Annotated in this window: 21 protein-coding genes, 1 tRNA gene and 2 pseudogenes; 14 read left to right on the top strand and 10 right to left on the bottom strand. The window is 61.7% G+C overall.

Annotated elements, in window-relative coordinates; all coding sequences use genetic code 11:
* Positions 1-500: 500 nt before the first annotated feature.
* On the top strand, positions 501-1,490 hold the full coding sequence (locus tag PQR42_RS42780; protein WP_408495678.1) for an NAD(P)/FAD-dependent oxidoreductase: 990 nt from the start codon (positions 501-503) through the stop codon (positions 1,488-1,490).
* Here the strand turns inward: PQR42_RS42780 and PQR42_RS42775 are convergent.
* Positions 1,487-2,374, bottom strand: coding sequence for a formate/nitrite transporter family protein (locus tag PQR42_RS42775; RefSeq protein WP_408495676.1), 888 nt, complete (start codon positions 2,372-2,374; stop codon positions 1,487-1,489). The two genes, PQR42_RS42780 and PQR42_RS42775, sit on opposite strands and share 4 nt — an antisense overlap.
* Before the next feature lie 203 nt (positions 2,375-2,577).
* On the opposite strand from PQR42_RS42775, the gene PQR42_RS42770 reads away from it, so the two are divergent.
* Positions 2,578-3,384 (top strand): transglutaminase-like domain-containing protein, encoded by an 807-nt coding sequence (locus PQR42_RS42770; RefSeq protein ID WP_408495674.1) that lies wholly within the window; start codon positions 2,578-2,580, stop codon positions 3,382-3,384.
* Positions 3,385-3,798: 414 nt separating this feature from the next.
* Here PQR42_RS42770 and PQR42_RS42765 read toward each other — a convergent pair whose 3' ends face one another.
* The 5 genes and pseudogenes from PQR42_RS42765 to PQR42_RS42745 all read right to left on the bottom strand — a co-directional run bounded on the left by PQR42_RS42765 (position 3,799) and on the right by PQR42_RS42745 (position 7,844).
* Positions 3,799-4,437, bottom strand: coding sequence for a hypothetical protein (locus PQR42_RS42765; RefSeq protein WP_408495672.1), 639 nt, complete (start codon positions 4,435-4,437; stop codon positions 3,799-3,801).
* Between the two features lie 73 nt (positions 4,438-4,510).
* Complete coding sequence (locus PQR42_RS42760) at positions 4,511-4,666, bottom strand: hypothetical protein (protein WP_408495670.1); 156 nt, start codon at positions 4,664-4,666, stop codon at positions 4,511-4,513.
* A gap of 367 nt (positions 4,667-5,033) precedes the next feature.
* Positions 5,034-5,288: pseudogene (locus tag PQR42_RS42755) on the bottom strand (hypothetical protein); the annotation flags it as partial.
* Between the two features lie 81 nt (positions 5,289-5,369).
* Positions 5,370-7,124 (bottom strand): pyrrolo-quinoline quinone, encoded by a 1,755-nt coding sequence (locus PQR42_RS42750; RefSeq protein WP_408495668.1) that lies wholly within the window; start codon positions 7,122-7,124, stop codon positions 5,370-5,372.
* 261 nt (positions 7,125-7,385) lie between these two features.
* The gene (locus tag PQR42_RS42745; protein WP_408495697.1) at positions 7,386-7,844 is read right to left on the bottom strand and encodes a TonB family protein; all 459 of its coding nucleotides are present in this window, start codon (positions 7,842-7,844) and stop codon (positions 7,386-7,388) included.
* An 855-nt stretch (positions 7,845-8,699) separates the two neighbouring features.
* Between PQR42_RS42745 and PQR42_RS42740 the strand changes: the two genes are divergently transcribed.
* Complete coding sequence (locus tag PQR42_RS42740; RefSeq protein WP_408495666.1) at positions 8,700-9,593, top strand: YihY/virulence factor BrkB family protein; 894 nt, start codon at positions 8,700-8,702, stop codon at positions 9,591-9,593.
* Positions 9,594-10,308: 715 nt separating this feature from the next.
* Here the strand turns inward: PQR42_RS42740 and PQR42_RS42735 are convergent.
* Positions 10,309-11,526, bottom strand: a complete 1,218-nt coding sequence (locus PQR42_RS42735) for a sensor histidine kinase (protein ID WP_408495664.1) — start codon at positions 11,524-11,526, stop codon at positions 10,309-10,311.
* A 241-nt stretch (positions 11,527-11,767) separates the two neighbouring features.
* Here PQR42_RS42735 and PQR42_RS42730 point away from each other — a divergent pair, with 241 nt between their 5' ends.
* Together PQR42_RS42730 and PQR42_RS42725 are read left to right on the top strand one after the other, a co-directional pair.
* Complete coding sequence (locus PQR42_RS42730; protein ID WP_408495662.1) at positions 11,768-12,127, top strand: response regulator; 360 nt, start codon at positions 11,768-11,770, stop codon at positions 12,125-12,127.
* Positions 12,128-12,248: 121 nt separating this feature from the next.
* Positions 12,249-12,839 carry a BPSL1445 family SYLF domain-containing lipoprotein gene (locus PQR42_RS42725; RefSeq protein WP_408495695.1) on the top strand — a complete coding sequence of 197 codons (591 nt, stop codon included), beginning with the start codon at positions 12,249-12,251 and terminating at the stop codon, positions 12,837-12,839.
* A 97-nt stretch (positions 12,840-12,936) separates the two neighbouring features.
* Here the strand turns inward: PQR42_RS42725 and PQR42_RS42720 are convergent, their stop codons facing one another.
* Positions 12,937-13,326, bottom strand: a complete 390-nt coding sequence (locus PQR42_RS42720) for a PRC-barrel domain-containing protein (protein WP_408495660.1) — start codon at positions 13,324-13,326, stop codon at positions 12,937-12,939.
* Between the two features lie 285 nt (positions 13,327-13,611).
* Between PQR42_RS42720 and PQR42_RS42715 the strand changes: the two genes are divergently transcribed.
* Together PQR42_RS42715 and PQR42_RS42710 are read left to right on the top strand one after the other, a co-directional pair.
* Complete coding sequence (locus PQR42_RS42715; protein WP_103154129.1) at positions 13,612-13,800, top strand: CsbD family protein; 189 nt, start codon at positions 13,612-13,614, stop codon at positions 13,798-13,800.
* A gap of 65 nt (positions 13,801-13,865) precedes the next feature.
* Positions 13,866-14,930, top strand: a complete 1,065-nt coding sequence (locus PQR42_RS42710) for a glycosyltransferase family 4 protein (RefSeq protein WP_408495658.1) — start codon at positions 13,866-13,868, stop codon at positions 14,928-14,930.
* A gap of 69 nt (positions 14,931-14,999) precedes the next feature.
* Here the strand turns inward: PQR42_RS42710 and PQR42_RS42705 are convergent, their stop codons facing one another.
* Both PQR42_RS42705 and PQR42_RS42700 read right to left on the bottom strand, forming a co-directional pair.
* Positions 15,000-15,377 (bottom strand): hypothetical protein, encoded by a 378-nt coding sequence (locus PQR42_RS42705; RefSeq protein WP_408495656.1) that lies wholly within the window; start codon positions 15,375-15,377, stop codon positions 15,000-15,002.
* A 98-nt stretch (positions 15,378-15,475) separates the two neighbouring features.
* Positions 15,476-15,859: a hypothetical protein gene (locus tag PQR42_RS42700; protein WP_408495654.1), complete on the bottom strand. Its 384-nt coding sequence runs from the start codon at positions 15,857-15,859 to the stop codon at positions 15,476-15,478.
* A gap of 245 nt (positions 15,860-16,104) precedes the next feature.
* Here PQR42_RS42700 and PQR42_RS42695 point away from each other — a divergent pair, with 245 nt between their 5' ends.
* The 7 genes and pseudogenes from PQR42_RS42695 to PQR42_RS42665 all read left to right on the top strand — a co-directional run bounded on the left by PQR42_RS42695 (position 16,105) and on the right by PQR42_RS42665 (position 21,553).
* A complete protein-coding gene (locus PQR42_RS42695; RefSeq protein WP_408449914.1) occupies positions 16,105-16,569 on the top strand; it encodes an Hsp20/alpha crystallin family protein in 465 nt (154 codons plus the stop codon).
* Positions 16,570-16,604: 35 nt separating this feature from the next.
* Positions 16,605-17,012: an Hsp20/alpha crystallin family protein gene (locus tag PQR42_RS42690; RefSeq protein ID WP_408449913.1), complete on the top strand. Its 408-nt coding sequence runs from the start codon at positions 16,605-16,607 to the stop codon at positions 17,010-17,012.
* Between the two features lie 430 nt (positions 17,013-17,442).
* Complete coding sequence (locus PQR42_RS42685; RefSeq protein ID WP_408495652.1) at positions 17,443-18,006, top strand: Hsp20/alpha crystallin family protein; 564 nt, start codon at positions 17,443-17,445, stop codon at positions 18,004-18,006.
* Between the two features lie 49 nt (positions 18,007-18,055).
* Positions 18,056-18,128, top strand: a tRNA-Lys gene (locus PQR42_RS42680).
* A gap of 24 nt (positions 18,129-18,152) precedes the next feature.
* Positions 18,153-18,476, top strand: coding sequence for a ferredoxin FdxA (fdxA, locus tag PQR42_RS42675; protein ID WP_408495650.1), 324 nt, complete (start codon positions 18,153-18,155; stop codon positions 18,474-18,476).
* Between the two features lie 470 nt (positions 18,477-18,946).
* A pseudogene (locus PQR42_RS42670) lies at positions 18,947-19,525 on the top strand (nitrilase-related carbon-nitrogen hydrolase); the annotation flags it as partial.
* 798 nt (positions 19,526-20,323) lie between these two features.
* Positions 20,324-21,553, top strand: a complete 1,230-nt coding sequence (locus tag PQR42_RS42665; RefSeq protein WP_408495648.1) for a YncE family protein — start codon at positions 20,324-20,326, stop codon at positions 21,551-21,553.
* Positions 21,554-22,839 lie beyond the last annotated feature (1,286 nt).

Raw genomic sequence — 22,839 nt, 5'->3', positions numbered from 1 at the left:
CATCCATACGTGCGCCTGCTCCTTGGGCTTGGCCCTCAGCTGCAGCGGACATATGCGGGAGCGCACGACTCCACTTGCGTTGCTCACGAATCCCCGCGCCATTTGGGAAATACGGTCGATGCTCGCCCGCAGATCTGTTTGAAGCGGCACTCAGCGGATCTTTTGTGTGGACGCTAGCTTCAGATTGAAATCTGAAGCGTGTCAGTTGTATGGCGCGTGTCTCCGTCGGCGGTAGGGGGCGATGACTTCCCTACGACCGGCACGGCTGCCAACACGCAGTCGCGGCATGAACGTTGCGCACAAGAATAAAGTTGGGAATTCTTTCCTGGCCGGCTGGCGATACAACCATCAGCGACACTTCTTCTGAAACCGAAATGTTGGAGGACGCGCCCGCGACGACGTGGCTCGCAGTCGACGCCCGCGGTCTTTAGCGTTCTGCTGGCTGAAGAGGGTCGCGACACTCATGATGGTCCAACGTGTGAAAGGCAGCAACATGGACGATGAAGAACCAGGCAGTTCGCGCTCTGCAGCTGGCTGTGAACGCGAGGAGATGCTTCGCGATGAATAATTGTTTGATCGACTGTGTAATCGTAGGCGGGGGGGCGGCCGGCTTGACCGCGGCACTCTATCTTGCGCGCTATCGCCGAACGACGAGTGTCTTTGACTCCGGCGAGAGTCGCGCGCGGCTCATCCCCGTTGCGCGCAACGTACCGGGCTTTCCATCGGGCATTAGCGGCGAGGCCTGGCTGGCAAAGCTGCGTGAGCAACTCACGCCGTACAAGGTGGCGCCAGAACACGCCAAGGTAGAGGCCATCGAGGCGGTCAGCGACGGTTTCCGGATCGACTACCGCCCAACGCGGGGGAGTGAAGAAGAAGCAGTGCGCTCGGTGCACGCCCGGCGCGTTTTGCTCGCCGCGGGCATACGTGACCGACTGCCGCTCGTGCCTGACGCGGATGAGCTGACACGTTCCGGCCTGTTCCGCTTCTGTCCGATATGTGACGGTTACGAGACTGAAGGCAAGCGTATTGCGATGTTAGGACCGGCGAAGTGTGCGTTATCGCACGCCATTTTTATGCGCACATTTTCACGCGACGTGTCCGTTGTCGCGTCCGACCTCGACGCGCTATCGGGCGCAGAAGTGGATTCGGCTGCCGCCAGCGGCGTCAGTCTGATTTCGCTATGGAGACTCGAAGCGCCTCGGGGCGCTGACCGGGCGGTACAAATCATCAGCCCTGGCGGGTCTGTTCACGTTTTCGACTCGGTATATCCCGTCATGGGTTGCCATCCTCGGACCGACCTATTGGGACTCCAAGTGGAGCGCGACGAGGACGGAATGATAAGAACGGACAAGCATCAGCGTACCAGCATTCGACATCTCTACGCGGCTGGCGACATCGTCAATACCCTTAACCAGATCAGCGTCGCCTCAGGCGAAGCAGCCATTGCCGCGACGGCGATTCATAGAAGCCTTCCACATAACGCACGTTAGTGCGCTCGCAATCTGCGCTTGCTGGGACGCGTCAGCGCCGCCCGCTGCGAGTCCGTTATTTCAGCCGCGATGGACCCGTGATTGATGATCGCCACCAGCGAGATACCGCCGATCATGTTGCCGAGCAAGGTTGGCGCGAAGAATCCGAGCAGGTAGTCGTGGACGCTGGCTGCACTGGTCACCACGCCGTAACTCGCCTCGACCGATCCGGCGATGATGTGTGACAGCTTGCTGATCGCCACCACGTAGGTGATCAATAGAATCGTCACGAGCCGGGCCGAGCGCGCATTGGGGAGCAGCCAGACCAGCAGCGCGATGAGCCAGCCGGCAAACATCGCACGAACCACTGTCACCATGAAGCTGCCGGAAAACGGCTGCGTGGCCAGCACGCCCAGCGCCTTGACGACGTCGTCGGAAAACACGCCTGGAATCTGGAGTATTGCCGAAAATATGAGCGTGCCGATGATATTGGCGGACAGCACGAGTCCCCAAAGCCGGGCTGTCTTCGCGACGGTCTTCTGGTCGCGCCGCGTCAGGACCGGAAGCACGGCGCTCAAGGTGCTTTCCGTAAAGAGTTGCTGCTTGCCGAGAATGATGATGACGAACCCGACCGTATAGCCAAAAGAAGCGATGAGAAAACGCCATGAGGTGTCGGGCAAAGAGCTCTCGATGACGGCTTGCGTCAGGAAGGAGAACCCCATCGACAGCCCTGCGGCCAGCGCGGACATGATGAGCGCGCCGGCCGTTCGGTCCATGACAGCCTCACCTTCTTCCCTGACTACCTCATGAACCACCAACGCGCGGGGAGAGGCGTGCTGCGCCCCCTGTTGCCGTTCGCCGTCATCGAGATGAGGAGAGTTGGTACCAGTATCGCTAGCGGGCATGTTCGGAGTCCTCGTGTCGTCCCGCATCGGAAATCCTGCGGACCTGGCTCTCCTTTCTCACGATCAATGCCCGCGCGCAGTTCTGTTTGTCACCAGCGCCAGCGCGTGCGGCGTTGCGGTTCCCCGCCTCGGGAACGGTCGTTGCTCCCGCTTTCGTCAAGACGTCAGTCAGGCGCCGCAGTGCCGCCGATAAAGGTGATGGAATGAGACTTCGCGTGGGTTACGAGTTGGTGTACGAGTGTCCGCAACCAACGCCGATGCTTCTGATGCTGAACACGCACTATTCCCGTGCGCAGGAGATGCTCGTTCCGGATCACATCAACACTCAACCGTGGGTTCCATTACGCCAGTATCAGGATGCGTTCGGCAACCTCTGCACGCGCCTCATGGCCCCGCCAGGCGTGCTGACGCTGTCGGCGCGCGGTGTATTCGAGGTGCCGCCGAATCACGAACAACCAGGCGCCATCGGCTATCAACATGCGATCGAAGAACTCCCCGACGAATGCATGATGTTCCTGCTCGGCAGCCGCTACTGTGAAACGGATCTGCTCTCCGGGACCGCGTGGCAACTGTTCGGCCATACGCCGCTCGGACGTAGTCGCGTGCAGGCGATTTGCGACTTCGTGCACAACCATGTCCGCTTCGACTACAACTGCGCACGCCCGACGAAAACGGCGTGGCAGACGTGGCAGGACGGCGCGGGCGTCTGCCGCGACTACGCGCACCTGGCCGTCGCGTTGTGCCGCGCGATGAACATTCCGGCACGCTACTGCACGGGTTATATCAGCGATGTGGGTCTTCCACCTCCCTACGCGCCGATGGATTTCTGCGCATGGTTCGAGGCGTATCTAGGCAACAGCTGGGAGACTTTCGACCCGCGTAACAACGCGCCGCGTACGGGACGAATTCTGATGGCGCGGGGCCGCGATGCTGCCGATGTCGCAATCAGCAATACATTTGGCCCGTCGCTCCTCAGCAAATTCACGGTCGTCGCCCAGCCGGACAATTGACCCTCGAGCGACCTGCGGCAAGCGCGCCTCCGGACATACATCGCCGGTGCCATCTTGACGACACGTTCATGCAACTTCTTCGTCGTTCTGCCGCGCTGTCCCGCTTCATAGCGTTTCGTTACGTTGGCGCCATAACGTGTCTTCGATTTGCGGCTTGAACTACATTAACTTCTACCAGCCGTTGCTTGCACATCTCGGCTGGTGCGCACACTTTGGCAGGCAACGCCCACGACGTCGCGGGTTCTGATGAATAGCATCGACCGGCTATGCAGCGGTTAGCCCGGCCGATGCGAGCGTCCGTGAAAGGACGGTACTGCGCGCGGCGCTTGCAGGCGAGGCGCGAGGAGAGGCGAGGAGAGGAGAGGAGAGGAGAGGAGAGGAGAGGAGAGGAGAGGAGAGGAGAGGATTCCCGCGTCAGGGGAAAATCTCAAACCGAAGGTCCCTGTGAGTATTTCCGGACCAGTGGCGACCGACCAACTGATATGACCCGACGTCGATGATCTGATGCCCGCTGTCGGCTAGAAGGTTGAGCGCTGCGGAAATAAATGCTTCGTCGCCGTTGTGATTGAGCCTGTGCATTGCGAGGGTATAACGTTCAAAGCACTCGCGCGCACGAGGCATCAGCACCTGGATGAAGGTTGCTGAAACAAGAAGGCACTCGCCCCCAAACCACCGCGGGTTGTTCAGGCGCTTTCCCGCCACGATTTCGAGATCGCAAACGACGCGCGCCGCTCCATACGCAAAAAATTCCTGGTCGGAGATGTCGAAGGCCCCCGCACCACTGCTGTAGCAGCGCCGCAATACGTCCTGATCAAGCTGTCGTAACGCGACCATATCCGTGTCGAGAAGCAGAACCAGCGTCCCGGCGCCCACGGATGTGCCGATCTGTTCCAGAAGATCGAGCTTGAAGTGGGCCGCATAAAAGCGGGTCGTTCTGGGCAGCGTCAATGACGGTGCCAGGTCGCGCAACTTCGGGCGCGCCGACGCATCGACGTTGGCGAGATAGCGCTGTATCTCGCGGCGTGCATTCGTGACAATGGTGAGCGTGGGCATCCCGGCAGCGAGCAGGCTCCGGTTTAACGTTATCGCCTGTTCGACGTAGCAGAAGGGGTCAACACGGGTGCAGTTAGGGCTTCCCTTTGCCTTGCGTGTCGATATATACGAGGGCACATGGCATCACGTTGATACGCGGCAGGTCGTTCGCTTTCGCAGCGAGAGCCGGGCTGCCGCCGATGCAGGTGTCGAACATTGCTCTCCAGTCATAGCGTGCCGCCTGAGCCATGCATTTCCCCTGTTGTCGCACAAGTTGAGCGATGCATTCGAGAGACCAGCTGGCAAGTGGTCATTGAATTAAATCTTGTTACGCCGCCGCCGTTCCGCAAACGCCAAAAGTTAGCGTTTTGCGGACTAGTCAACCGCATCGGATGCGGACCGCAGCGCACACGCTCGGGCGTCCGTGCCCCAGCAGCGCGAGGCGCCTGGCGGCAGTGGAAGTTATCGGCTCATAAACGCCCTTTTCAAATCAGCCGCAGCCTGATTAGTTGCCTGCTGGATCAAGCACCGCGCCCATGCTGAAGATTCTTGAGTAGCCCCAGGGAAATTACGGAAGCTACACTGACTCCGGTTGATCTGGGCTGGCGCATACTGCGTCAGTCTTGTTTGCGGCGAGAATCGGCTGAAGTTCGCCAACGGGTTCGCGGAACTTGGAGCACGTTTCCAGAGGCGTCAAGGTATCTGCCTCCTGCGATGCCGTACCGGTGGCTTGCGCAGTCCAGTACGAAGAGTGTCACGTCCGCCGCATACTGTGTCCCGATCGCACTCTGTGGCGACGCGTAGAACGTCTTCGTCCAGACGCTGATCAGCCCATTCGGTTCCTGCCGCAGCGATTCCGCGTCCACCAGAACCTTTACATCGGATGCGTGTGGCTGGGCTCACCGGGCGCCGTGATCCGGAAACCGGGTCTCACTGACGGCAATCCCCGGGTTTCAGTGCAACAGCCCAAATACCGCGACGCCATTCGTCGCGCCGACATACACGTGACCGTGCGCGATCATCGGCGTGATGAACTTGTTGCCCGCACCGAACGCGTCGCGCGCACCGGCCCGGGTACTGTCGTATAGCTCCCGACCGAGGTCGCCTGCGTCGAAGGCATGCAGGCCGCCCGTGGCCCCGTTCTCCGCCGCCCAGACGATGCCGTTCGTCGCGCCGCTGGCCGAGATGCTCGGCGTCGCGCCCGGATAGGGGAAGGTGCCAGGGCTGTGCGACGACGGCGTCGTCGCAAGTCGTGCGGCGCTCAGGGGAAAGGCCTTGAGATTGTCGCCGACCGCGCCGAAGTACACGACGTTGTTGTAGTACGCTGGCATGCCGAAGACGCCCCCAGGCAACTGGCCATCGACTTCCTGCCAGATCAGGTTCGCACTGGTATTGAACCTGCCCATCGCATCGCGATTGACCACATAGATTTTTGAGTCCTTGCCGGCACCCAGCGCCAGATGGCGGATCGCGCCGCTCGCATCGGCCAGGTCCGGCAGCACCAGCGCGCCACCGGAACCAAGGTCCGCATCCTGCGCGGACTGGGCAATCGTGTCGAAGGTTGCGAAGTAGTCGGCCACCGCGAGCTGCGGCGATGTCGACAGCCTGAGGAACGCGTTGCCGTAGTCGCCGTTCGCCGGGAAACCATGCGCGTTCAGCGTCGGGTCGAAGGTGCCGTTTGCGTCGAGCAGGTAGAGCGAGGTGCCGTCCGACGCCATTCCGGCGCCGCTCATCCAGATAGAGCCTTCGCTGCCGTTGGGCGTCAGATTCAGTGCGCCGGTCTGCATGAGCGTCTGGGCGTCGTAGGCCATCACCCAGCCGCCATAAGTCCCCTGATCACAGTGAGAAGTCCAGCCGAGATAGACGTTGCCATTGACGAGCGCCAGTGCCTGCCGCTCCGCGTACTGCTGCGGGTCGAAGACAGTGACGCCGTTGGTGCTGTTCGCGCCGGTGCCGGGATAGGTCGCCGCGATCTGCGTCGGGCCGCCCAGCATCTCGGCACCCGTCGCGAGGTCGACCGCGTGCAGTCGCTGGTGGATGCCGCCACCCGCATCCTTGCTCATTGCGACCGCGTAGAGCATGCCGTTCGCGCCGCGGGCTCGATCGATGACGGGCGTGGCGGTAATGCCGATCTCCGGTGTGATCTGCCCGCAGTGCCGGTCGTCGCTCGTGGTTTCGCCGGCGCCGAGCAGCGAGCGTTGCCATAGCTGCGCGCTGGTGTCTGCGTCGAACGCGTAGACACTGCCATGTTCGCTGACGACATAGACGACATTGTGGGCCACCCCGCCGATGCTAAGGTTGCTGACGTAAAGCGGCTGCGCATCGACCTTGCCGTCCGCTTGCAGAAAGGCGATCTTGCCGAAGCCTGACGCGTTGACGTTGGCCGGCGTGAGGGAAGTTTCGACAAGGTATTGGCCCGTGCGCGCCAGGTCATTGTGGTAGGTCAGTACGTCGGTCGATGCGACGGGGTTACCGGAACTGCTGCCGGTACCGGGGCCTCCGCCTCCAGAACCGCCGGTGCCACCGCCCGAACTTCCCGCCCCTCCGGTGCCGCCTCCCCCGGTTGTTCCCGCATCGACTGTCGTTCCGCCGCCACCGCCGCACGACACACACGCGACCGCAAGCAGGGTGAGCAACACGCGTAGCAACCGGGACTGGAAGCAGGGGTGGCCCCTGCCGGCATTGACGGAATATTCGGTGCGATCCATGTGAATCTCCCGAGGATCGGTTGGATGGGCGGCGGCCCACAACGTCGCCCGACCGGGCAGTTGACCCCGCGTAACCACACCGTCATTGCAGCAAACCTCACGCCCGGAATCAGAAACTTGCGCGGCCGACGAAAGGCGACCGGCGACGTGATGCGGGTCCTGGTCTATCGTCGTGGTGTGCCCTGCACTACATGGACTGCCAGACCAATAGCCAGTAACGCATTCGCGTCGACGCAGCGCGGCCGCGAAACGGTTCCCCCGTCAATCAATGGTCGTCGCCTGCGGCGAGGCGAACTCGCGCAGCTGGAATTTTCCGTTGTTGTTGAAGAGCCAGTCTTCAAGCAGTTCCAGATGGCCGCGCCCATCGAGAAGATCCGGCGGCGGTTGCGGTAACGGCGCTGCCCGACGCAGCGCCGCGAGAGCGGTGCGTTCGGCGCCACTGTCACCGTTCGACCGGTAGACTGAAGACGACACGACCTGCCCATTAGCGTCTACGATGAATGCGACCACCACGACCGAGCGCAGCATGGCCTGCGGCGTCCCGTGCAGCACGAATGATGGGCTGCGTTCGAGAATGCGTTGGGCCACGCGCAGCCTGTACTGCTCGAGCGCTGCCGTATCCAACCGCTGCGATGGGGCTGTCGCAGGCAGGCTGAACAGAGGTTTCGAGGGAGGGGTGACGGTACAGCCCGTCACTGCGCCGAGCAGTAACGCAAGCATGCCAATGATGAAACCTGAACTGATCGGGGCTGTTAAAGAAAGCGGCGGGGTCTGCGGGTAAGACATCGGAAGCGCGCCTTTGGCCGTGCGTGGCCAGTGCCTGATCGTCATGACCTATGTTATCGGAATCAGCGTCCCGGGTGAATCGGCACTTTGCCAGGACAAGGGTTGGTCAGCTGCGAATACGGATTGCCCGCACGTCGAAACGTCACGCTGAATTCGGCCGGCAAATTGTTCAGCGGTTACCTGGACCCGCAACCCAAATTACCGCATCGGTAAAACGGCGGTTGCTGCCCGAGCCGCTCACGCCGCCAACCGGTGAACCGATTATTCCGTCGCCCGGGATTGATCTGGGGCCACGTATCGCTCCCCCTGGACTGAACTCCTTTCTCGCGTTCCTGCGCATCGGCACCAGCATTCGCTGCAGGCAACCCGCACTTCAGATCTAGCGTGCTCACCCATCCTGTGCTTTGCCGGCCGAGCCGGGAACGAAGTCTGCGAGCCCTGCCATATCGACACGCTGCGGCGTCAGCTAACAAATGGTCGCGTCGCCCTCCGCGGTGGACATCGCTGCGGGTCCGTTTCGTTGTCCCGGATGTGCGGTTGGGCGCGGGTTTGCCAGCAAACACGCCGCAGGGCAGAAGGAGCCTGGTCAGGCTGCACCGGTTCATCTGACCGTGACTCGCGCTTCACACCTGCGCGAAACGAACGCCATCCCGGTCGTTGTGATCGTCCCTAAAGTGATGGAAGTGAAGGAAAGACGATACAACCCGGATTCGGGTCCGGGTTGTCCCGCAGGGCAACACCGTGAAGATAAGCCCGTTCATCCATCCTCTCAGGCAGCCCGACATGCGCATGATTGGTCACCCCGCCCAGCAAATACTCAGGCACCCAGGTGCCTTCGCTGCACAGACACTGAGAGCGTTTCGCGCGAACCAGGGGCTGCTCCTGGCCGGCGCGGTTGCCTACTATGCGTTGCTGTCGATCGTGCCGCTGCTCATCCTGATCGTTATCGCGCTGTCCAGCGTGATTGATCCAGCGGAACTGCTCGATACGCTCGGCCGCTACCTCGAGTGGCTGGTGCCCGGCCAGTCAAAACCGATCATCGCTGAGCTGGCCCACTTTCTTGAGCATCGCGAAGTACTAGGGTGGGCGCTGGCGGTGACGATGCTCTTTTTCAGCTCGCTCGCCTTTAGCGTGCTGGAAAATGCAATGTCGGTGATTTTCGTTCACCGGGTAGTGGTCCGGCGGCGCCGCTTTCTCGTCTCCGCCGTCCTGCCGTACTGCTGCATCCTGTTTCTGGGACTCGGACTGCTGGTAGTGACACTCGTTGCCGGCAGCCTGCAGGTGATCGGCGCGGAAAGCGTCAGTTTTCTGGGCCACCGCTGGTCGCTCGGGGGCATTTCGGGCGCGCTCCTGTATCTGCTCGGCGTGGGCGGCGAAATCTTCGTGCTCACCTCGCTGTATCTGGTCATGCCAGTCGGCCGGCCATCGGTGCGGCTCGCGCTGATCGGCGCTGCCCTGGCGACGCTGTTCTGGGAGATCACCCGGCATCTGCTGGTGTGGTATTTCGCCACCCTGTCCAGGGTCGGCGTCGTCTACGGATCATTCACGACCGCGATCGTCGTCCTGCTCAGCCTCGAAATTGCGGCGACGCTGCTGTTGCTCGGGGCTCAGGTCATCGCCGAATACGAGCGCCTCGGTCGAGGTAGCCAGGATACCCCGCCAAAGCCGTTTCGTACCGGGTAGGAAGCGGTCCAACCGGTATGCGGTGTGTTTGCGGGCGTGCTCAACGCGGCGTCAGTGGCGTGTGGACGAAAACATCGGAGGTGTCGCACGGTTCGAGGCCGGTGCTATCGGCATGAAGGGCTGGGCTGACTGATGGCGTATCGTGCCGTGCTTGACGCCGGCCTGCCAGAACCGTTGCGCCGGGTGTAATCTTGTTTTATGACAGGAGCCGGGATGCGACCGGGCGATGCCCGAGTCCGGCGGATCAATGGAGGCGGAGAACCGATATGTTTGTTGTCACGGCGCCCTTCGCAGATTCGCGGGTGGCAGAGCGATGGCGCTGGGCGTGTCACGCGATGACATCGTGATAACCCGGAGCGGCAGACCGGAGACACCACAACCGGGTTGGCCAGAGGTGCAGGACGCGCGGCGGGGGAAATAGGCGGCGCACGGCGAACACCTCGGCGGCCTGGAGAACGCCGGGCCTGATCCTGAAGGCCCGACCCCATTCGTCGATGAGGACACAACTGCCCTCCCGGAAGCCGACGTCACTGGCACCTTCACACGTGTCTCATTCGCGACGGGGAGCCGCACCGCGGCGCAGGGGTTCGAGCAGGAGCTTGCTTCCCTGCGCCCCGTCTCGCTTGCCGTTCGCCGGGCATGAAAATCAATGCCATGCCCGGCGGGTCGACGGTCGGCCGTACCCGGCCAGGCTTCTCCTTTCCCGAGATGCCCCCTAGCTGGCCTGCCGTCTTTCGACGGGGAAGCGGATTTCGAAGGTCGTGCCGTGGCTCTCGCGGGACTCGAAATGGATGCGGCCCTCGAGAACCCGGCAAAGCTCCCTGACGATCGCCAGCCCGAGGCCCACGCCCGGTATGTCGTCGCCAGCGGCCCGTTCGAACTCGTCAAATACACGCCCCTGGTCCTGCGCTGCAATGCCAACACCGGTGTCAGCGACACGCAGATACCAGCTATCCTCGCCGGCGTTGCCCATCGCCAGTTCAATTTCACCAGCCTTCGTGTATTTGGTTGCGTTGGACAGCAGATTGAGCGCCACCTGTTTCACCTTGATGCGGTTTGACAGCACCTTTGTCGCGCCGGCGTCGAAGACAGTAGACAGACGCAACCGTTTCGCCTCGATACCCGGCCGGCAAGCCGTGACCAGTTCATCGAAGAGTTCGCGCAGGTCGAACTGCTCGACGGCGAGCGGCGTGTTGTCGCCCAGCACGACCGAGTACTCCACCATGTCGTCGACCAGCTGCTTCATGTCCGCCGCCTGCCGGGTGGCGAGCGCAAGGCCGGCATCGACCTTCGATGGGGCGCGGGATATCAGTTGCAGCGCGATCGAGAATGCGTTCAGGAAGTTGCGCAGGTCGTGCACCACACTGCGGGTGATCTGCATGCGCGACTCGTAGAGATCGCGCACCAGTCGCTGTTTCAGCGTCAGTTCATGGTTGGTCCGCTCCAGACTGCCGGTGTATTCATCGATTTTCCGGTCGCGTCCGGTGACCACTTCCCGGATCGACGTGACGGTGACGAAGCCGAGCGCTTCATCGATCAGCCGCCCGGCACGCCGTTCGTGGCGCCTCGTGAACGCGTCATTCGATTCGGCGAACGTCTCGGCCGCATCCGCCAGCACGTGCCGGAACAGATCCAGTTCGTGAACCAGTTCATCGATGCGATAGCCCTGTTGCCAGCGGACCTTTCCATGCGTGCGGGCGTCTCGTTCGATCGCCGGCTCCGCCTGTTCAAGATCCTGCGAGTCGAGCGCAGTACATATCCCGTCCAGGATTTCCGGCAGATGATCGGCGAGCTGATCGTAGGTCAGCTTGTCGGCCTCGACCAGGCCAGCGTCGCCCGCCACCGCGTGCATCCATTTTTCCGTCAGGGAGGTCCGCTGCTGGCGCAGGAATCCGGCAAAGCCGCGCAGGGGCGCTACTCGCGTGTCAGTCATGATCGTTGTTTGCAGAATAATGTTTCGACAGCCGATGGTGAGCGCTTCCGCTGCGCCGAACGTGCAGGCGTCTCCGGAACCTTCACAGCCTCACGATGACCGAACGGTTAATCGGGAAAAACCAATCGGGAAACACGGCCGGACGGGACGCGCACCATTATCCGTTAATCCAGTGGCGGGAACACGTTTTGCTTTGTCATTTGAGAGATTGCAGAAAGCATAACCCGAAGGTGGGTCCGGAATGTATTCAATCCTGCTCGTCGATGATGAGCCTGACCTCCTCTCGGTGTGGCATCTCATACTGAGCGGGGAAGGATATGACGTGCGGTGCGCGAGCAACGGCGCTGAGGCGCTGGAGTGTCTCAGGCAGCGCGTGCCTGATCTCGTCGTCACCGACTGGATGATGCCATTGATGGGCGGGGCCGAACTGTGCCGCCGGATGCGGGCGCAACCGGAACTGGCGCGCGTGCCGATTTTCGTCCATACCTCCGCGCCGCTCCCACAGAAAAAAGGCAATGCATGGGATGTCTGTCTGCAGAAGCCGGTCCCGATGCAGCTTTTTCTCGCAACGGTTGGACGGCTGTGTGCGGCGCGCGCATAGCCTGCCACGCGCGCCAGGTCGATTGACGATGGTCTGGCAGGCCAGTTGTCGAAGTACGAAACGGCGCCCTAAAAACGGTGCCCTAAACCTCGCACCTCGCTTTGAAACCAGGGAGAAAATCATGCACAGGAGACAGTTTATTCTGACAACCAGCGCGGCGCTTGCAGCGGGCACATTCGGGCTTACGGGCTGCACGACCACTTCCCCAAAATCTGCGTCGAGTACCGCCGGGAACGCGGACAAACGTCAGTCGATCAATGCCGGTGTCGATTCGACGCTGGCGCGCCTGTATTCAACGGCCAACGGGTCGCGCGAACTCGTCGCGAAAGCCCGCGGCGTGCTGGTCTTCCCGTCGGTGATCCAGGCCGGCTTCTGGATCGGCGGCCAGTACGGAGAAGGCGCATTGCGCGTCGGCGGCCAGACGGCCGGCTACTACAGCACGGCTGGCGGGTCGTTTGGCCTGCAGATAGGGGCGCAGTCCAAGGCGATCATTTTCCTGTTCATGACGCAGGATGCGCTTGACCGGTTCCGCAACAGTGATGGCTGGGCAGCGGGGGTTGACGCGACGGTCGCCGTGGTCAAGGTCGGGGCGAACGGCAATATCGATACGTCAACGGCGACCGCGCCGGTCGAGGCCTTCGTGCTGACCAATGCCGGCCTGATGGCCGGTGTCTCACTGGAGGGCACCAAGGTCACGCGACTAAAGATCTGAGCGCCACCCGGTGCGTCCCGACCCGGATCGGGTGCGCCTCCGGTCATCGGGGTCCCGCCGTATGCGTAGTCAACCTTGCACTGCCGGGTCGACGCGGTCAGGGCGACGCGTATCTGAATTCAGGTAACGCCTTCAGGGAATCCCGGGTCGCGCCCGGCAAACGCATCTCTTTGCCGGCGACCTGCAGCCTGGCAAAGGGCACCGCGATCAGATGAGTAGCGAGGCCGAGAAAGCCGCCGACCGACAGGATCGCGTACGTCACGTTATCCTTCGGACTCACAATCAGATCGTCAATCGTTCCGATCGCGTCCCGGCTTTCGTTGTAGACGGTCGACCCGATGACTTTGGAGGCCCGATAACCGGACGCCACCTGGACGACATCGACGCGGCTCGCAGTGATCGACTGCGCCGTCCCCTGAGCCCGCGGGATGTCCGTGGCAAACGCGGTGACGAGCAGAACGGCGCAGACGATGATTGCGTATTTCATATCAAACCTCGCTATGTATCGGACACGCAACGCACTGAAGCAACAGGACTGCAGTTGTGATCGTTTCAGACGCGGCAAAAGCAATCTTCTCTGATATCCGCGCTCCCATCGTCCATGTTAGCGCCTCACTGCAGCGACCGGGCAACCGGTGTTTGTGCATTGCGTCGTCGACAGGGCGCGCTTCGGCACCAGCACGGTCAGGCACGCGGTTTGCGCAAATTCTGAGCCTGCCCGGCATCGGGCGGCAAATCCATCCACGAACCAGTTTTGCATTGGAGGCCGGCCATGAACAAGGATCAGGTAAAGGGTGTGGCGGAGAAGGTCAAAGGCAAGGTGAATGAGACCATCGGCCGCGCAACGGGCGACCGGAAACAGGAAGTCAAGGGTGATGTCCAGCAGGCGGCTGGCGAAACACGGAAGAAGGCGGGCGACGTCAAGGAAGCCGTCAAGGACACGACCAGAAAGCCCGTCTGAAGCAGGGTTGCGTCGCGCTCTCATCCGCGCGCGGTCTGCGCGAAGCACCTGAATGGAGATGCCAGATGCGTATCGCGCAGATCGCCCCATTGCATGAAGCCGTTCCGCCGAAGCTGTACGGGGGCACGGAACGCGTAGTGTCGTACCTCACCGAGGCCCTCGTCGGCCTGGGTCACGATGTCACCCTGTTCGCAAGCGGGGATTCGCAGACAGGCGCACGCCTCGAGCCGGCATGGCCGCACTCGCTGCGGCTCGATCCGGAAATTGGCGACACGTTTGCGCCGCATCTGCTACTGCTCGAGAAAGTCCGCCGCGTGGCCCATACGTTCGACGTTCTGCACTTCCATCTGAGCTATCTGCCGTTCCCGACGTTTTCGCAACTCGATGTGCCGTTCGTGACCACGCTGCACGGTCGTCTCGATCTGCCGGAACTGCAGCCGGTGTTCGACATGTTCCCACAGGCGCCCGTCGTCTCGATTTCCAATTCGCAACGGATGCCTTTGCCGGGTGCGAACTGGCTCGATACGGTTTATCACGGCCTGCCGGAAAATCTGCTGACCCCGCAGACGCAAACGCAGGCGCCGTATCTGGCTTTCCTCGGGCGGATCTGTGCCGAAAAGCGCGTCGACCTCGCCATCGAGATCGCCGCCCGCGCCGGTCTGCCCCTGAAGATTGCCGCGAAGGTGGACAGGGCCGACGAAGCATACTTCCGGAATGTGATCCAGCCGCTGCTGGCGCTCCCACATGTCGAATTTATCGGCGAGATCAATGACACGCAGAAAGCCGGATTTCTCTCGGGCGCGCGGGCGCTACTGTTCCCGATCGACTGGTCCGAGCCGTTCGGCCTGGTGATGATCGAGGCGATGGCCTGTGGCACGCCGGTCATTGCGTTCAACCGGGGCTCGGTGCCGGAGGTGGTTGCCCACGGGGTGACGGGCTATATTGTCGACGACGTGCCAGGGGCCGTCGACGCCGTGAAGCGGCTCGAAACTCTTTCGCGGACGGACATTCGTGCGGTCTTCATGCGCCGCTTCACCTCGATGACGATGGCGCAGCACTACATGGACATCTATACCTCGCTTGCCCGGACAGCAGGACCCCAAACATTACGTCAGGTCGTCGCGGGCTGACCGAGCCTGGAACTACCTGTCACGTCCCACACCGGGTGATCGATCCGGCCGCCGCGCGCCTGTCGTCAGTCAGTAGACCGGAAACACGAAGTCCGGCGTCGGTGTGAACCGGATGCCGGAATCCGGACAGATGACGCGACCTCTCACGGCGACCCGCTGTCCCAGATAAGGTAGCAGGAGCAGCGGGTCTGTTCCGCCGGTCTTCCCCAGCAGGATGTCGGTCACGACCCTGTCGTTGCAGGGCGAGGTCGCCGGCCGGTCCAGCAGAAGGGTGGTGTAGTCACCCGGCGCGTATTGCCCGTTGCCTTGCTGGATGGTGCCGCTGATCCAGATGTCCTGCTGCAGCGGCAATGTTTTCAGGGGTGGCTCTATGGGGACCGCAGCGGCGGGTAGTGAGCCCGCGACGAAGACGGCCGAGGCCAGCAGTGTATGCGAGCGTTTTTTCATGATGCTGCTCCCATCTGGCTTGACGGTTTTGATCCAGGGCGCGGCCTGTGAAGTGCAGCGGGCGCCTGCCGTTGCGGCGCAGCACTTTCGCCCGACAATCACTGGATGGGCGGCACGACGCCCAGTTTCTCGGCGAGCATGCGCTCATACACGCCGAAGTGCAGATCGACTTCCTCCTGACTCACGATCGTCACCGTAATGTTCACCTGCTCCGGCGGCAGGCCGAGCAGCAGCGCGATCGCCGCTTCCAGTTGCGGCGCACAAACGCCGTCCTCCATCAGGGTCGTGCCGACCGCGATATCGTAGGTCTGTTCCTGCTGGAAGACGATCTCGACCAGCCGCGCGCGCGCACTCATGTCGTTGTCGATCGCAAGCCTCACGACCTCCGCCACGCTGCGCATCGTTTCAGTTGGAAAGCCTCTCGACGAGCGCAGCCTGACGCGGTGCCTGCCTAGCGTGAGCCAGTCCGAATCGAATTCCATGATGCCCTCCGTTCGCCGTTGCAATGCATCGCGATAATAGGACCCGCCAGGCGATTTTCAAGTCCGGAATTTCACCACCACCCCCTTGAAATTTTCACTGTAATGCCTATCTTGAAGTCGCTCAGGCAGCCGCGCTAGTGGTATCAGGCGCGCTGCGTGTTTCGATTTGTTTGCCAGCAGCCTGGCAGGCGGACTGGAGCGCGTAGGCCCGTTCGCCTCCATGCTGCGTCAAGGAGGATACGACCATGAGTGATCTCTATTCCGGAACCGACCTGTTCAGCGAGTTCGACCGTCTGCAGCGGCAGATGGCGAGCCTGTTCGGCGGCTTCCCGTCCAGCATTCGCGCCGGCCGTCTCGGTGCCTTCCCGCAGGTCAACATCGGTACGACCGACGACTCGATCGAGATCGTCGCGTTCGCACCGGGTGTCAACGCCGCTGAACTCGACGTGTCGATCGACAAGGGGCTGCTGACGATCAGCGGGGAGCGCAAGCCGGCGCAGGTCGGCGGCGGAGAGGAAGCCCGTGACGACACCCGTGACGAACCCCGCACGTACGCACAGGAGCGCTTTGCCGGCGCGTTCCGCCGCGTGATCGAACTGCCGCAGAACGCCGACCCCGACAAGGTGCAGGCGCGCTACACCAACGGCTGCCTCTCGATCACCGTCGGCAAACGCGAAGCGTCGAAGCCGCGGGCCATCACCGTCCAGTAACCGTCCAGTAACGCCAGTCATTCAAGGAGCGAGCCATGAACGACAGAACCCAGGTTGCCGAACGCGACCAGAAATCGGTAACTCGACCTGAGGGCGCCCAGCCCGCACGCCGGATGACACTCACCCCGGCGGTCGATATCTTCGAGGACAGCCAGGGCATCACGCTGTGGGCGGACTTGCCAGGCGTCACCAGGGACAAACTCGACGTGAAGGTGCATGACGGCAATCTTTATATCGAGGGTGAAGCGGTCGTGCCGACCCCCGCCGGTCTTCGGCTGCAGCATGCCGAAATCCGCGAACCGCATTTCGCGCGGGCGTTCTCGCTGAGCCCGGACTTCGACACATCGAAGATCGACGCGAACCTGCAGGACGGCGTGCTGAAGCTGACCATTCCGCGCCGCGACGAAGCACGCCCGCGCCGGATCGAGGTGCAGTCGAACTGAGCCGGGCAGACACGTAACGACGACAGGAGAAAAACCGGTGGCGGCCGCAGGTCGCCACCGCCCGGCTCGTGGAGGCGCGAATACACGATCAGCACATGGGGCTGTGCCGGTGCGCCTGTTCGCAGGCGGCCTGTGCCCGTCCCTGATAGATCTGGCGCGCTAGCCAGGATCAGGCGCGATGCCCTGGTGCTGGCCGAGTGGCATCTGCCGCGTCACGCCGGGCCGGTAGCGGGCCATGGCTTGGGCGCTTAGGCACAGCGCGATGTCCCGCCGCCCGCCGTCAGGCTGACTGCAAACGGTATATCCACGAGCGGTGACGCCAGGCAACGGCGGCCGCCCGGGGCGCAGCTCAGGACGTCAGCAGAACCGTTGCCGTGAGAGCGCAATGACGGACATCCGGTTCTCCTGCCAGACCATCGAGGAGCATACGATGAACACCGATCTGAAAAAGTGGAACCCTTTCAAATTTCTCCGCGGATCAGGGCGCAAGCCCGATGAGGACAGTCCGCAAAGTCCGCCAGCCAGCGAACCGGGGCGTGGAGGGTGGCCTGACATTCCGCGACTTTTCTCGCGCGATCCGTGGCGTGCGATGGAGGATTTCTTTCACGATCCGTTTGCAGCGCGCGGCGCGCTCGAACGATGGTTCGGCGACTTCAGTTCATCGCGTTTCCAGCCACGCATCGACGTGGTCGACGAGGGGAAGATACTGCGCGTGACCGTCGAGTTGCCAGGCATGGCGCGGGAGGATCTGACCGTCAGCGTCGAGGACGGAGCGCTGGTGTTGCGCGGCGAGAAAAAGCAGGATGTGCACAGCGAGGAAGACGGTTGCTACCGGCTCGAGCGCGCGTATGGAGCGTTCACGCGCACGATCCCGATGCCGGAAAACGCCGATCCCGACCACGCTCTCGCAAAGTTCGACAAGGGCGTGCTTACGTTGACCGTGCCAAAACAGGAGCCGACGCGATCCGCGAGCCGCACGATCGATATTGGCTAGCGTTGGGCAGCGACGTGGCGCTTGCGAGGGGGATGAATGGAAGTAGTCCGGGTCGTTAGCTCAGCAGGTAGAGCAGCGGACTTTTAATCCGTTGGTCACTGGTTCGAATCCGGTACGGCCCACAAAACCCGTGTCGTAGGTATTCAATGACTCACGTTGTTACCGAAAGCTGCATCAGGTGTCGCTATACCGATTGCGTGGACGTGTGCCCGGTGGACTGTTTTCGGGAAGGTCCGAACTTCCTGGTGATTGATCCCGACGAATGCATCGACTGCGCCGTCTGCGTCGCAGAGTGCCCGGTGAATGCGATCTACGCAGCCGAAGATGTCCCTGCCGATCAGCAGTATTTCATCAGACTGAATGCAGAGCTCGCCCACAATTGGCCGGGCATCACGAAGACGAAGGCGCCGCTCGCGGAAGCCGATCAGTTCAAGGACGTAAAGCACAAGCTCAGTCTGCTGGAGCGTTGAACTAGCCCGCTGACGCCGCACCCCATACCCCGCCAGAAAATTAATCTGGAATGTCCAGGCGATCGCACGGGGATGCCGGTACCTGCCACTGGTTCAGATCGTTCGCGGCGGTGAAGTGCGCGCCGAGTGGCACCTCCCTCGGGAGGGTAGCCATTCGTACAACCGCGAAGAGGCAGAGGGGCGCGGCCTTGCGTATGCGTTGCCGCTTGTCGGTCCACAGTCGTTCAGCAACATGACCGGCGCGCCAGCGCCCGCGACCCAAAAGATCGAGATCGGCTGAAGGGGCCTGCAGGCCTGCGGCGCGCCCCACCGGTCGCGCCGCTTGCTGTCTGCGTCACGTCAGGCCGCGACCTGATGCAAATCGCGGCGGTCGTGCATGGGTCGTCCCAAGATTCGGAAGGTTGCGCACTGCTTTGTTCGAATGGCGCTGATCGACCGGCTGCCTTGTTTTATGGTCCCGGACGGTATGCTTGCTCGGCAAGCATCGCAAGCTGATGCCAACCGCCGGCGAGAGGCTGATCTGGGGCTATGGCGATGGGTCGACGCTCCCGGTTTTCGACACGCCGTTTGCCAGGCTCGGCGCAGTCATTTGCTGGGAAAACTACATGCCATTAATGCGTATGGCAATGTACACCAAGGGTGTTCAGATTTACTGCGCCCCCACCGCTGACAGTCGGCCGACATGGGCTTCATCCATGGAGCATGTTGCCTTGGAGGGGCGTTGCTTTGTGTTGTCGGCCTGCCAGCGCCTGCGCCGATCGGATTGCCCAACCGACTATGCCGCAATCCAGGGCAACGATCCGTCCACTGTGCTGATGAGCGGTGGAAGCTGCATCGTCGGCCCGCTGGGCGAGCTTATTGCCGGCCCCATCTTTGAGCAGGATGCCTTGCTCGTGGCCGACCTCGACCTCAACGACCTCGCCCGGGCGAAATATGACTTTGACGTCGCGGGTCACTACTCGCGTCCGGACATCTTCCGTCTGCATGTCAACGAAGCGGCGATGCCTCCGGTCGTGTTTGAGAAAAACGGATTCGGCAGCGGTGCCTGAAGGTCAATGCTGGATTGAATGAATCCTTTCCTCATTGGGGAGTGAGCAAGCTGAGCGCGAATTTCTATCTCAGCAGCGCCAAAGGCCTATGGATTTGTCGTAGCCCTCGGCCTAAATGGCCATCGAAGTCTCAGTTGCCGCACGCATCGCTTCGAAAGGAAGCCTGCTCCCTGACGAATCGCCAGTCGCCGGCGCTTCGCCGACTGGCGACTCGTTGCTCATCAACAGACGCTCGCCAAACGACCATGAAGGACCGTTCGTGGCCGCTCACTGCCTCATGCAAGCGGCATACGCAGACCACTATCGGCGGCATGCGCCCCGCTGCGGCCGGTCGCCTTGCTCGAAAGCGGCCCGTCGCCGCCAGGTCAGCCGCCAGAATTATGGACTCGCGGCTCGTTACCAATAGTTATCAACCGCCACTCTTCGCGCACACAGATCGCGGTCTAACGTTATGTGCGCGGCAGCCGTAATTGGCGACGATTTGAGGACGCTGCAAGGCATCTGCTCTCTGCTTCGACCGGGCGTCCAGGCGCGCGCACAGAACGGAGTGCGAAGGAACGTTTGAATACCATAAGGTCGCCTATCACCGCCGGGCGGCCGCGCTTTAGTAGTTGCAGTAGCTTTCATCCCTTGATCACCACGACGTCCCTTGGCTTACTCTGCCGGTTGGTGCCGGGGAAAACGATAGGAGCGTTCAACAAGTGTGTTGCATATGCTGTATCGGTGGCCGGAAACCGTCGGTCCAGACACGTGCTGAAGTGCGGCGAATCAGTCAATAACGACTGCAGGAGACATACGATGTCAAGGTCTACATGGATGCGGGCTACGGTCGCATGCGCTTTCGCTGTGCTGGGCGGTTGTGGTGGCGACAATCTCAATCAGACAGGACCGCGCCTGGTTGCGGATATTGCCGTGCCGAACGTAAAGGCAGGCGTCAATTTTTCATTTGATATCGGAACGGTCAGCGGTGGCCGCTACTATTTTACCGATCGCAACAACGCTTCTCTTGATGTAATTGACATCCCGACGAAGACCTTCGTGAAAGCGATCCAGGGCAGCGGAAACCTCGCGTTCGCTGGCCTTGGACCAGGGCCGAGTGCCACATCCGGACCCGACGGCGCGACACCGGTCGGCGGCCTTATCTACGCTGGCGACGTCAACTCGGTCAAGATCGTCGACCCTGGCGTGGGCACTGTGCTCAGCAGCATCCCCGTCAGCACAACCGGCGTGCGAGCAGACGAAGGTTGCCTCGACGCGACCCACGGCATCTTCATGATCTCCAGTCCGGAGGAGCCGACGCCCTTCGCCACTTTCATCAACACCAGTACGCAGAGCGTGATTGCCAAGGTTACCTTCACCGACACCGCGGGCAAGCCCACCGCAGGCCTGGAGGCCTGTGTATATGATGCGGCGAGCGATAACTTCTATGTGAATGTCGACGGCAGCACGACCAATCCACACGGTGAACTGGTCAGGCTGCCCGGCGCCGCAATTCGCGCAATACCGCCCGGGGGCACGCAGAATTACACCGCCCTTTCAGGCGTCGCTATGTATTCCGAAGGAAACTGCGATCCGACCGGCCTTGCTCTGGGGCCAGGCACCGATATCGCCGTGGGTTGCAGAGAGGCGACTACGGGTGCGCCGCTCCTGTTGCAGATCTTCAACCGCGCGAGCGGCGCGCAGATCGCGTCGCTTAACGCGGGCGGCGGAGATCAGCTCGAATATGACGCCCCGACCAACCGGTATTACAACGCAACGAGCCGCTGGACAGCATCTGGCAACGCGTCGGCAAACGGGGCGTGCACGGCGGCGTCGCCTTGCACTCCGGTGCTAACGATCATTGATGCGGGTACGCGAAGCGTCGTGACCCGGTTGAATACTGGCAACAACGCACATTCGGTCGCAATCGATGCGGCAACGGGGCTCGTTTTTGTTCCGTACTCGTCCGCCACAGCGCCGGCCGGCTGCCCGAACTGTGCGGCGAACGGTTTCGTCAATGGAGGAGTGTCGGTGTTTGCCGCCCGATAGAAGGTGACAAGGAGGCCGTTTACCTGGCACGGGGCTTATCCAAGCTCCGAGGGCACAATCACCATGCATCGGGTGGGACTGTCATACGCTTCCGCTCGGTGAGTGCTCGTGCCTGGCGATACGCGCCGGACCAAAATGCCCGTGTGTTCCCGAAGAACGCGCGGGCGGTATCAAGATTAGTCGTTTACCGACTCGCTGGTCCTAAGCGGCGCTACGAAGCGCGTCGCGCGGCAGACGAATTTCGTCTTTGGCCGAGAGTCCGTCCCATTGAAACTGGCCGCTCAGAGCCCAATGCGATCGGCATCAACCGACCCCTGAACTGCCCTTCGATCCCGGGCGAACTCAACGACAGCTTTCGAGGTTCACCGGCCGCTGGAAGGCGAAAATCAGAGGGAAGGTCGGGGATGTCTGCCTCGCATTTTTAATCGAGATCCGACGTTCAGCTATAGAACCTGGACTCGTGGTACGCACCCATAGCTCGGCCGGCCTGGAGTGTGCGTTTCGCATTACTATGCGAGTCGATACGCTGGCCACCGCCGGCTGGCTGATTGCCTACGGCCTCCTGCTGTGGATCGTGCTCGCTCGCCGTCATTGATAGCTGCTATGCAAGATCGAGCCCAGCATCATTTTTCACGTCGGTTATCTGCGACTCGCAGGTGCGAGTGTCCGCCAGAGGAGGTACTCAGGACCTCGCTGGTAAATATTCCCTATCCGCTTGGCAGCGAGTCGGGCGTGTCGTGCGGTATGGCATTGGGCTTGCAAACACGTGCTCGCCAGATCAATCGCGTTGGTGTTGCCGGAGGTAAACCCGAAACAGACGCGTCGCGGCCTTTCTCCAAACCGAATCAGGTCGTCCGCTGCCGCCACCCCTTACCTCTCGCAGTTGCGTGACCCGAATGACCAGAGAACCAATCGAATATCGATAGGCAGCGTCTATTGGGTGTCGCTGTCAGTCCGACATCACAGACTGGCCACTCAAACTGACGAAACACGACGGTGTCAGTTTCGTCCTGATCGCCGGTGGTCCCGACGCCGATGATGACTTTCATCACTCACCTCGACAGAAGGAAACGCTTCAATACTAGACGCGCATCGGCTTTTAACACTCATCCGCTCCGATCAGGAATCTGGATTCGCGAATGGTGTGAAACGGCCAGCGCGAGCGCCCAAATTCACAACGTGCTGGAACTCGTCAGAACTTTACACGCAAGCCGCCTAGCACGGCGACCTGCCGATTGGTCGACGATGGGGTTCCCACATCGGCAATCGCTGCGATTTTCTGGTAG

This window comes from Paraburkholderia sediminicola (genome assembly GCF_046027355.1).
Lineage (GTDB): Bacteria > Pseudomonadota > Gammaproteobacteria > Burkholderiales > Burkholderiaceae > Paraburkholderia > Paraburkholderia sediminicola_B.
The sequence above is the reverse complement of the archived record's forward strand: the minus strand, read 5'-3'. Positions and strand labels throughout refer to the sequence as shown.